7 protein-coding genes are annotated in these 11,131 nt (G+C 71.5%); 6 read left to right on the top strand and 1 reads right to left on the bottom strand.

The window, feature by feature from the left end; genetic code table 11:
• The first annotated feature begins 334 nt into the window (after window positions 1-334).
• Complete coding sequence (locus tag ABZY91_RS39305; protein WP_355408719.1) at window positions 335-1,837, top strand: discoidin domain-containing protein; 1,503 nt, start codon at window positions 335-337, stop codon at window positions 1,835-1,837.
• A gap of 499 nt (window positions 1,838-2,336) precedes the next feature.
• On the top strand, window positions 2,337-3,695 hold the full coding sequence (locus tag ABZY91_RS39300) for a hypothetical protein (RefSeq protein WP_355408717.1): 1,359 nt from the start codon (window positions 2,337-2,339) through the stop codon (window positions 3,693-3,695).
• A 19-nt stretch (window positions 3,696-3,714) separates the two neighbouring features.
• On the opposite strand, the gene ABZY91_RS39295 is transcribed toward ABZY91_RS39300, so the two are convergent.
• Window positions 3,715-4,773, bottom strand: a complete 1,059-nt coding sequence (locus ABZY91_RS39295) for a LacI family DNA-binding transcriptional regulator (RefSeq protein ID WP_355408715.1) — start codon at window positions 4,771-4,773, stop codon at window positions 3,715-3,717.
• A gap of 455 nt (window positions 4,774-5,228) precedes the next feature.
• Here ABZY91_RS39295 and ABZY91_RS39290 point away from each other — a divergent pair, with 455 nt between their 5' ends.
• From ABZY91_RS39290 to ABZY91_RS39275, 4 genes are all read left to right on the top strand, one after another.
• On the top strand, window positions 5,229-6,569 hold the full coding sequence (locus ABZY91_RS39290) for an extracellular solute-binding protein (protein ID WP_355408713.1): 1,341 nt from the start codon (window positions 5,229-5,231) through the stop codon (window positions 6,567-6,569).
• Complete coding sequence (locus tag ABZY91_RS39285; RefSeq protein WP_355408711.1) at window positions 6,566-7,537, top strand: sugar ABC transporter permease; 972 nt, start codon at window positions 6,566-6,568, stop codon at window positions 7,535-7,537. Before ABZY91_RS39290 ends, ABZY91_RS39285 begins: the two co-directional genes overlap by 4 nt.
• Before the next feature lie 4 nt (window positions 7,538-7,541).
• Window positions 7,542-8,438, top strand: coding sequence for a carbohydrate ABC transporter permease (locus tag ABZY91_RS39280; RefSeq protein WP_355408709.1), 897 nt, complete (start codon window positions 7,542-7,544; stop codon window positions 8,436-8,438).
• Window positions 8,439-8,516: 78 nt separating this feature from the next.
• A complete protein-coding gene (locus tag ABZY91_RS39275; RefSeq protein WP_355408708.1) occupies window positions 8,517-11,057 on the top strand; it encodes an RICIN domain-containing protein in 2,541 nt (846 codons plus the stop codon).
• The last annotated feature ends 74 nt before the right edge of the window (window positions 11,058-11,131 follow it).

Below are 11,131 nucleotides of genomic sequence, written 5' to 3'. Positions count from 1 at the left end.
GCGATCGGGCACCTCGGTCATCGGGTGCTCCGGCGACGCGTTCCCCCGGGTGTCGACCGGTCCGGTTCACGGACGGCCCTCCACCGACGCCCGGTTTCCGGCGGCCCGATCGGCATCGCCGACGGGTGACGCACCATCCCTCACCCCGCACACCCGGCCGTTCGGCACGTGGACAACAGCCGCGCTCACGTCTTCGCCGTCCGGGTTCGCAACCCTGCTGACGTCTCCTCACCGTCGGCGGCAACGGCTCCACCGGATCCCCCCATCCCTTCTCGTGCCCCGGGCAACCGCCCGACCACCCTCACGCAGGACACGCTGCAAGGAGCATCCACCCATGTTCAGAAGACCCGCCCTCCGTGCGCCCTCCAGACGCACCACCCCCACCCCCGTCACCCGCCCGGTCGCCTCGCTGGTGGCCGCGCTCGCCCTGCTGGCGGGTTCCGCCGCCGCCTTCCCCACGCTGTCGGTGGCGGCGGAACCCACCCAGGCCCCGTACGGCCCGAACGACGCGCCGGTGCTGATCGTGCTCGGCCAGAGCAACGCGGAGGGCTGGGGGGCACCCCTGGACACCGCGGACAAGGCGAAGTGCCAGGCCCTCAACCGCGTCAAGGGCCTCAACCGGACGAACAACCGGACGGCCGGGGCGACGAGTGCCACCTGGTCGCAGTACACCTGCGTCGGCAACAACCTCGGCGAGGAGCACGGAGGGGGCCTCAACTACAACGTCGCGTCGGCGACCGCGCTGCGCTGGCAGCGGGCCACGGAGTCGGGCACGGCCCTGCCCGACCTCAACGTGATCCACATCGCCTGGGGCAGCCAGGGCATCCAGGACACCGACACGGACTACGGCCCGAACACCCGGTGGTGGCCGGGTCGTGACCCGAACGACGTCGAGGCACTGTTCCCGCTGGCGATGAACACGATCACCAACGGCCTGCGGGCCCTGGAGGCGGCCGGCAAGCAGCCGCGCCTCATCGGCATCCACTGGAACCAGTGGGAGGCCGAGGCGGGGAACGCGTCGACCGTCAGCACGGCCGCCATTCAGGCGGCGTTCCTCAAGGTCTTCAACCCGCTGCGAACGATCACCGGCGACACCGGAGCCCCGTTCTTCCTCTACCGTCCGCGCTCGACCGCCTACAACCAGGCGTCGACGGGACACGCCACGCAGGCGCTGACGGCCATTGCCGCAGCCGCCCCCTACAAGCTGCTCGACGCCGCGAACGCCACCTCGGCGACGGGTACGCCCCTCTACCAGCCCACCGCCTCCCCGAACTTCGGGATCTTCACCGACACCAAGCACTACACGGCCGACGTGCACAAGTGGTTCGCCGACCAGCAGTGGAAGACCGTCTTCACCGACCAGAAGTACGGCGCGCCGGTGAAGCCCACCGTCAACGCGGCGCTGAACAGGACTGCCACCCAGTCCTCCACCAACTGGGCGGGCGTGGAGGAGCCCCGGAACGCGGTGGACGGCAACACCAACGGCGTCTACGCACAGGCTAAGCCCAGTTACACCAAGAACGAGTTGCAGCCGTGGTGGCAGGTCGACCTCGGTGCGAGGCAGCCGATCCGGTCGGTGGAACTGTTCAACCGCACGGACTGGGCCTTCGAGCGGCTCAGCAACTTCGACGTCATCGTGTCGGACACCGACCTCACCGGCCGCGGCTGGGCGGACATCCAGGCCGACCCGGCGGTGAAGAAGATCCGGATCACGGGCACCGCACCGAAGAAGCTGACCGTCGCCGTCGGTGTCGACGGACGTTACGTCCGGGTCCAGCTCGCCGGCACCAACTACCTGACCCTGCCGGAGGTCCAGGTCAACGTCCCCACCGGCTGACGCAGGGCGGGACGCCGCCGAGGCGCGGGCCACGGGCCCGCGCCTCGGTCCCTGACGGCGATCAGGCCGGGGGCACCGTGGCCGGGCTGTCAACCGGCCCCGGCCCCGGCCGTCGCCCCGCTCCGCGGACGCACCCCTCGGCGTCCGGGGAGCACCCGTCGGAGCGGGCCGCCCCGCCCGCTCCGGCACCCCTACGGCGCGGAGATTCTCCATAACGGTTCGGCAACGGCGCGGGACGGAAGGCACCGCTCACGACTCCTCTTCGGAAGGCCGGGACACGGCCGTCCGGTGAGGAGTCGTTCGTTCGTGAGCGGCCCGCGGCTCGGGACGGGGCTGTGCGCCGCCACCCGACGTCGATCGAACCAGGCGACACCCCCTCCACGGTGCGAGGTCACCGCAGGGGGGCGCCGGAGAGGAGCCGCATGCCACCCAAGCTCCGGGCATTGACCGATGCCCGGCTCAAGGCGTTACTGCACCGGCGATCCCGGGGAGCAGTGCCGTGGACGAACTGATGTCACGTGACGGTGACGTGATCCTGGCCTGTGTGCGCGGACTGGGTGCCACCGCGGAGGACGCGCGGGAGCTGTCGGCCGAGGCCCTGGCCGGGATCGTCGACGCCTGTGACCGGGGTGGCGCGGTACCGGGCCCGAGCTGGTTCGTCCCACTCCTCGCCGAAGCCCGCCACCTCGCCGCGGGACGGGCAGTGGCCGGCCGGCGGGACACCGTGGCGCCCGGCTTCCTGCACTGGCTGGACGAACGGGCCGCCGTGCACGGCGGTCACCGGGCCGCCCTCTCCGCCGCCGAGGAGGAGAGTCTGCTGCTGCGGTCGTTCGCGCTGCTCGGCGAACCGCAGGCGGTGCAGCTGTGGCGGGGCCTCGTCTCCCCGCCCGGGGCGCAGGCCCCGCCCGTTGCCGCCCGGCAGGCGCTCGCCGACGCGTGCGTGCGGGTGCACGTCGCGACCGTGGCGGAGCGGGGCTGTCGTCACCTGGCCGTGGTGTTGGCCGAGCAGGCTGCCGAGGGCGGGCCGGCGACCGCCGAGGTGGCCCGCCACCTCGCCCGCTGTTCCCGGTGCGGCACGGTCCTGGCGGACCTGGCGGCCGTGCACCGCTGGGACGCCGACCACCTGCGGAGGGGGTTGCTGATCCAGTTCGACCCGCCGGCCGTCGGGGCCGTCACCGCACCGCCCGGGCCGGGGGCATCCGCCCTGCCGCTGGGCACCGGGGCAGCGGGCCCGGCGGGCGGCCTGCCCGCGCCCGTACGGCGCTGGGGCATGGGAACGGTCGCCGGCGCGGGGCTGGCGGTGGTGGTCCTCGCCCTGCCACCGGCGCTACCGGGGGACAACCCGGTCCCGGATCCGCCCACCGCGGGCACACTGACGGCCTCGGCGCCGCCGTCCCCGCTTCCGGCCACACCGTCTCCGACGCCGACGGCAGGACGGCCGCTCCAGCCCTCGTCGCCGACGCCCTCCGTCACCCACCGCCGACCGGGACCGTCCGCTACCCCGTCGCGCACACCGGCCGCCGGGCTCCCTCCCTCCGTGCCGCCCGTGACGTCCCCCGCCGCGACTCCCACGCCTACGCCTACGCCTACGCCCACGCCTGCCGCCCGTACGTTGCGCCGCGGAGACGTGGGGCCGGACGTGGTGAGGATGCAGGACCTGCTCGCGCTGGCGAACTGCGTGCCCGAGGACGTGCCCTTCGCCGACGGAGACTTCGACGGCGCGACCGAGCGGTTCCTCAGGAACTTCCACCGTGCGGCGGGCATCGCCGGGAGGGAGCGTGACCGTACCGAGTACGGGCCGCGGAGCCGCCAGGCCCTCGAAGGGGCAGGGGGCCGTGCGGTCTGTCCGAGCGAGTAGACCGGGGCCGTCCCGGGGGCTACGGGCCGGCCGGTGTGGCGGGCGGGCGCCCGGTACTGGCCCGGATCACCAGTTCGGTGGGGATCCAGGGACGCTGCTGCCGGGCCGTCGTCGTGCCACTGCGGAGCTGCTCGACCAGGACGCTGATGCATCGCCGTCCGATTTCGCCGAAGTTCACCCGGACGGTGGACAGCGGGGGGATGGTGTAGGCGGCCTCGGGGATGTCGTCGAAGCCGATCACGCTCACCTGTTCGGGTACCCGGCGGCCGGCCTCGTACAGGGCGCGCAGCAGGCCGACCGCCATCTGGTCGTTCGCCGCGTGGACGGCGGTGACGTCCGGGTCGACCGCCAGCACGCGGCCCAGTTCGTAGCCGGACGCGGCGCTCCAGTCGCCGACCAGGGGGTCGGGGACGGGCGCGCCCGCCGCGGTCAGCGCGGCCAGCCATCCTTCGCGGCGCTGTTCGGCGGCGATCCAGCCGCTCGGACCGGCGAGGTGGTGGACGGTCCGGTGCCCGAGGTGCAGGAGCTGCTCGGTCGCGCGCCGTGAGCCCTCGACCTGGTCCGCCGCGATGACGGGGACGAGCGGATCGAGTGAGTCGTCGACGGCGATGACCGGCACCTTGCGGGGGAGGTCGAGCAGGGCCTTCGCGATGTCGCGGTGCGGGGCGATGGTGATCAGCCCGTCGACCGAGCGTTCCAGTAGTCGGGTCGCGGCGTCCCGCACGGGCATGTGCCCCAGTGAGCGCATCGGTGCGACGCTCACGGTGTATCCGACCTCCTGCGCGGCGAAGGCGATGCCCTGGACCACGTTCGCGGGGCCGAAGTCGGCCACGTCGTAGGCGATCACACCGATGTTGCGGGTCTGGCCGGTGGTGAGCGTCCGGGCGGCCTGGTTCGGCAGGTATCCCAGCTCCGCCACGGCGGCGAGCACGCGGTTCCTGGTCTCCGGGCGCACGGCCGGGCTGTCGTTGAGCACGCGCGAGACCGTCTGCTTCGACACGCCCGCCACCCGGGCGACGTCGCGCATGACTGCGCTGCCGCCTGGCTGATCGGCGTCGGCCGGTCCGGTCTGCCCCATGCTGTTCACTCCTCGTCCGCGCCTGCCGGAACGACCCTGCCGACATGAACCAGGATGTTACCGGTACCACTCAGTGCGTCAAGCCCGCCGCGGCAGACTGTGGATCGACCCGGGGTCGGCCGTCGTCAGTCGGGCCGCCGGACGGGTTGCCCGGCGCTGCCCCGACCGGCCCGGCAGGGAGGTCGTGCAGGACTGCACCGCTCTCCGAACAGCGGTGTTCGGATCCGGAGTTGTTGTCGCGATGAGGCTTGCACATCTTCTGTCCAAAGCGTTGACAGTGAAAATGTTCCCGGTAACACTCAGCCCACCACCGCATTATGCCGCTGGCCCCACCCCCCCCGCCGCGGCCCGGTCTCCCCCTTGCGCATCCTCCCGGCACGACAGTCGGCGCGGCCCCGGTCACCGGGGCTGCCGCCGCGCGACGTGGGCCGGGCAGTCCAGAGAGGAACAGCTCCATGTTCACCAACCGTCCGCATCCGAAGAATCCTCGTTCCCGTGCGCTCGCCGTGGCGCTGAGCGCCGTGACGGCGGTCTCGGCCCTTGCCGCATGCACCGGTGCCGGCAGCAGCGGCGGTGCCGGGAACGCCGATGCCACCCTCACCGTCTGGACGGACGACACGCGTCAGCCGGCCGTGGAGGCCTACGTCAAGGCCCACCCGCAGGCGCGGGTCAAGGTGGTGCTCACCAGCTACAAGCCCGGTGAGGTCGCGCAGAAGATCGCCCTCGCCGACCGGGCCGGGAAGGGGTGGCCGGACGTCGTGTTCCTGGGCTCCCCGTCGGACGTCTCGGCGCTCGCGGCCGCCCCGCTGCGCTTCGCCCAGCCGCTCGACGAGCTGGTGCCGGAGCAGACCCGCAAGCAGTTCGCCAAGGGGACGCTGGAGGGCTGCACCTACGACGGGAAGGTGTTCTGCCTCGCCAACGACACCGCGCCGGTGGTGCTCTGGACCAACGAGACGCTGATGAAGCAGTTCGGCTACAGCGTGCCGAAGACCTGGGCCGAGTACCAGGAACTCGGCGTCAGGCTCGGCAAGGAGCACCCGGGATACCTGATCGGCGGGATCAACGACGTCTCCGGCTACGGCGCGTTCTTCGGGGGATCGGGGTGTCCCGACCGGGAGACCACCGGCCCCACCGACATCAGGATCGACCTCACGGACCGGCGCTGCACCCGGGTCGCGGAACTCCTCCAGCCCCTGGTCGAGAACGGGACCGTCACCGCCACCAGCCCCTGGGACCCGACGTTCACCGAGGAGGTCGGCAAGAAGAACGCGATCCTCATGTACCCGGCGGCCGGCTGGTTCGGCGAGTACGGCTTCAAGGGCTCGTACAAGATTCCGGACGGCCAGCTGGCCGCGCACCCCGTTCCGACCTGGGCGGGTGACAGCGTGGCGACCACGGGCGCCATGGGCGGCGGACTCTGGGTGGTGTCCCGGCACAGCCAGAACGTCAAGGGCGCCGCCGAGATCGCCACCTGGCTGACCACCAGCGACGCCGCGGACGGCATCGTGGCCGCGTCCGCCCTGCCCGCCCACACGCCGACGGCGCAGAAGTGGTGCGCGGCCCGGGCCGCCGACCGGTTCTACGCCGCGGACCCCTGCCCGACGATGCTCGACGCGGCCGGAAAGATCGCCGAGAACTACGACTACATCCGCTTCGAGGGGCAGTTCGCCGACTCCTACGCGCAGACCTTCGTCGCCACGGCGAGCAAGAAGGGCGACCTGGCGGGCGCGCTGCCGGTGTGGCAGAAGCAGCTGGTGCAGGCCGCCGAGAACGCCGGCTACAAGGTCTCCCGTTGAGCCGGACCACGCCGACCGCAAGGACCAGGCCGACCGAGCGGACCACGCCGAGCGCGCCGACCGCAAGGACCGAGCCGCCCGAGCGGCCCGGCCGCCGGGGCCGCTGGACGGGCCCGCTGTTCGTCGGCCCCTACCTGCTGTTCCTGATCGCCTTCGGCCTCCTCCCGGTGGGGTACGGCCTGTGGACCACCTTCGTGGTCTCCGACCCCTACGGCGGGGAACGCACCGGGACCGACAACTGGACCAGGGTCGCGTCCGACTACCGGCTCGGACCGGCGGTCGAGCACATCGCGCTCTACCTCGCCATCTGGCTCCCGCTGCTGCTGCTGACGGTCGTCTCGCTCAGCCTCCTGCTGCACGCACGCAAGGGGCGGTTCGCCGGGGTCATGCGCCTGGCGTACTACCTGCCCGGCGCCGTGACGGGGTCGGCCGCGGCGATGATGTGGATCTTCATGATCAGCCCGCAGTACAGCCCCGCGGCGCCGCTGCTCCGCGCCCTGGGATTCGACTCCAGTGCGGAACTCCTCGGCGGGCCCTGGCTCCCGGTGGTCCTCTCGGCGGTCGCCGTCGAGGCGGGCGCCGGCGGCTGGATCGTGATCCTCTACGGGGCGCTCCAGTCCATCCCCGACGAGGTGATCGAGGCGGCCAGGATGGACGGCGCCAACGGCTGGCAGCAGGCCGTCCACATCAAGCTGCCGATCGTCCGCAAGTACCTCGCGTTCATCCTCATCACCAGCTTCGCCGGGGGGACGCAACTCTTCGTCGAGCCGCAGATGCTGTCGCTGGTCTCGAAGGGAGTCATCAGCGCCACCTGGTCGCCCAACCAGCTCGCCTACGTCTACGCCAGCGGTGAACTCTCCTTCGGCCGGGCCTCCGTGCTGTCCGTCCTGCTCCTGGCCGTCGGCCTGGGCGCGGCACTGGTCGTCATCTACCGCACCAAGTTCTACGAGACCGACGCCCGGAGGTAGTCCCATGACCCCGATACCCCCGAGGCGGCACCGGGCGCGCGCACGGGCCGGTGCCTGGACGCGCGACGCGCTCCTGCTCACGGCCGCCGCCGTCTTCCTCGCACCGGTCGTCTGGCTCGTCCTGGTCCCGACCAGGACCGAGGAGTCGATCCGCGACGGATTCCCCTTCTCCATCGGTTCGCCGGCCAACATCGGGCGGGCCTGGGAGAACCTGTACGCCTTCAACGACGGCATCGTCCTGCGCTGGATCGGCAACTCGCTGCTCTACTCGTCGACCGGCGTGGTCCTGAGCCTGGTGCTCTGCATCACGGCCGGCTACGGGATGGCGAAGTTCCTGTTCGTCGGCCGGAAGACGCTGCTGATCTCGACGCTGATCGCCATGATCGTGCCGACCTCCGCCACCGTCCTCCCGCTGTACATCGAGCTCGCCGCGGTCGACCTCACCGGGACGGCCCTCTCCGTGATCCTGCCCCTGGCCTTCTACCCGTGGGGCGTCTACCTGGCCTACACCTTCTTCTCCAGCAGCCTGCCGGACTCCCTCCTGGAGGCGGCCCGGGTGGACGGCGCCTCCGAGGTGAGGATCTTCTTCTCCGTCGCGCTGCCGCTCGCCCGGCCGCTGGTCGCGCTCATCGGCTTCTTCGGCTTCGTCTCGGCCTGGACGAACTTCATGCTGCCCTACCTGATGCTCGGCGACACCGACGACTACCCCCTGCCCCTGGGGCTGAGCGTCCTGCCGATGGAGAACATCGTCTCGGGTAACCCCAACTTCTCCAACATCGACATCGGACTGCCGGAGGCGGCGCTGGCCGGCGTCCTCTCCGTGCTGCCGATCCTGCTGATGTTCCTCCTCGCCCAGCGCCACCTCACCTCGGCGCAGCTCGCCGGGTCCGAGAAGGGCTGAGGCGCCCCCACACGCTCCACCTCCCCCACGCTCCACCCCCCACCCACCCCCACCTCCTGAGTCGTGAGGAGTTCGACGATGAGCTACCTGTCCACAACCCTGCGCCGTACCCGAGGGCGCCCCGCGGGTCCGCCCGTCCGGGCGGTCTCCGCCCTGATCACGCTGCTGATCGCGACGGCCGGCCTCGCGCCGGTGCCCGCCGCGGCGGCGGCACCCACCGTCCGCTACGTGGCGACGACGGGTGACGACAACGCGGCCGGTACGGCGGCAGCGCCGCTCCGCACCATCCAGCGGTGCGCCGACCTCGCGGTCGCCGGCGACACCTGCCAGATCGCCACCGGGACCTACCGCGAGACGGTCACCCCGAAGGCGTCCGGCAGCGCGGGTGCGCCCATCACCTTCACGGCGGCGCCCGGTGCCCGGGTGACCGTGGACGGGACGGACCCGGTCGGCGGCTGGGTCCAGGACACCGGACAGATCTACAAGGCGCCGGTGAAGCTCGCCGGCACCCCCGCCGCGCCCTACGGCTCCACCAAGTACCCGGCCAACGCGGACCTCTGGGCCAACCAGGTCTTCACGGGAGGGTCCCTGGTGCCCGAGGCGGCGTACCCGGCGGCCAACAGCGACCCGTGGCAGCAGTCCTTCATCACCCAGGGCTGGCGGTCCACCCGCTCCGGATCCCCCGACCACTGTCCCGCGCCCCCCTGCACCACCATGCTGACGGGCACGCTGACGTACGACCAGTTCCCCGCGCTGGGCGACATGACCGGGGCGACGGTCTACCTGGCGGGAGGGTGGGTGGCGAACTCGGCGTCCGTCACCGGCGGCACGCTGGACGGCGGCAACAAGGTGCTCCAGCTGCGGTTCCCCGCGAGCGACAGGAACGTCGAGCCGGGCAACGGGAACTCGTCGAAGTTCCGCGTCGTCGGCAAGAAGTCCCTGCTGCGGGGCCCGAACGCCTGGTACTACGACCCGGCCGGGCAGCAGCTCTACCTCTGGGCCCCCAACGGCGCAGCACCCGAGAACGTGACGGCCAAGCGCCGCAACTACGGGTTCGACCTCAACGGACGAAGCCACATCACCGTCCGCGGCATCGGGCTGCACGCCACCACGGTGACGACCGACGACAGGAGCAGCCAGAACGTCCTCGACGGCATCACCGCCGAGTACACCTCCACCTGGCAGACCACCCAGTTCGACAGCAGCCTGCCCTACGCCGGCATCTACGACGCCAACCACCACTCCGACAGCGGCATCCTGCTGCACGGCACCGGGAACGTGATCCGCAACAGCGCGCTGCGCTTCTCGATGGGCAACGGCATCTCGATCCGGGGCAGCGGCCACGTGGTGACCAACAACCTGATCCGCGACGTCGCCTACGGGGCCACCTACACCGCGGCGGTGGCGCTGGAGGTCGGCAGCAGTGACGTGACGATCACGCAGAACACCATGCGCAGCACGGGGCGTGACGTGATCAACATGAACACCAACGCCTATCCCAACGACGGCTACCGCAACATCCGCATCGCCTACAACGAGATGACCGACTACGCGAAGATCAACTACGACCTGGGTGCCGTGTACACCTGCTGCAACACGGCCTACACCGGCACCAGGATCGACCACAACTGGATCCACGACCCGGCCCAGATCGGCAACGGGTTCCACTTCGACAACGGCAGCTACGACCTGAACGTCGACCACAACGTCATCTGGAACCTGCGCGGTGGAACGGGCGTCTCCTTCGGCGGCTTCATCGAGTCGGGCAAGAACCTGCCCTACCTGACGGGTGCCTTCACCGCCAACACCATCGTGTCCGCCAACAATTCCACGATCTTCCACTACTACGCCAACAAGGAGCACGTGGCCAACACCGTCCTGCGGAACAACATCCTCGACGGCTCGCACAAGGACGGGAAACCGTACGACCACATGGAGGGCGGTACTCCCAACCAGAGCAACAACCTGATCACCACCCGGAGCAAGGACGGCGGTCTGCCCGACCCGAAGTACCGCAGCGCCAACACCGGTGACTTCACCCTCACGCCCTCCTCGCCGGCGGTCGACGCGGGTGTGCCGGTGGCCGGTGTCACCGACGGCCACACCGGGGCGGCCCCGGACCAGGGCGCGTACGAGACGGGGCAGGCGGCCTGGGTCCCCGGCTGCACCTTCGACGGCTGCGGCTCGGCGGTCGGCAAGCCCGCGGTGCTGGTGAGCACCAAGAGCGGCAAGGCCGTGGGGCTCCAGGGGACCGGGGCCGCCCGGTCCGCCGTCCAGCAGACGCTGGGGGTGGCCGCCGGCCAGCAGTTCACCGTGACACCGGCCGGAGGCGGTGAGGTCAAGCTGGTCGACCGCGAGGCCGGTCAGTGCCTGGCCCCGGCCGGGGGGTCCAGCGCCGACGGGACCCTTGTCCGCTCCGCACCGTGCGGTGGCGACACGGCCCAGATCTGGACGGTGGCCGACACCGTCCTCGGCTTCCGGCGCCTGGTCTCCAGGGCCGGCGGCAAGTGCCTGGACGTCGAGGGCGGTTCGACCGCCGACGGCGCCCGGCTGATCCTGTGGCCGTGCGGACCGCAGGCCAACCAGCAGTGGACGGTGGCCAGCGTCTCCACCGGGTGACGGACGTCCCCGCCGCAGTGGTGGGGGGCCCGGGGCGCGCGGGCCCCCCCGCCAAGGCGGGTAAGAAGAGGAAA

The organism is Kitasatospora sp. NPDC002965, from assembly GCF_040611255.1.
Taxonomy (GTDB): domain Bacteria; phylum Actinomycetota; class Actinomycetes; order Streptomycetales; family Streptomycetaceae; genus Kitasatospora.
This window is presented reverse-complemented; position numbering and strand designations above follow the sequence as displayed.

Bases quoted from the DNA above. Each gene is read 5' to 3' on its own strand.
- ABZY91_RS39280 (WP_355408709.1), top strand. From the start codon at position 7,542: ATGACCCCGATACCCCCGAGGCGGCACCGGGCGCGCGCACGGGCCGGT.
- ABZY91_RS39295 (WP_355408715.1), bottom strand. From the start codon at position 4,773: ATGGGGCAGACCGGACCGGCCGACGCCGATCAGCCAGGCGGCAGCGCA.
- ABZY91_RS39275 (WP_355408708.1), top strand. From the start codon at position 8,517: ATGAGCTACCTGTCCACAACCCTGCGCCGTACCCGAGGGCGCCCCGCG.
- ABZY91_RS39290 (WP_355408713.1), top strand. From the start codon at position 5,229: ATGTTCACCAACCGTCCGCATCCGAAGAATCCTCGTTCCCGTGCGCTC.
- ABZY91_RS39305 (WP_355408719.1), top strand. From the start codon at position 335: ATGTTCAGAAGACCCGCCCTCCGTGCGCCCTCCAGACGCACCACCCCC.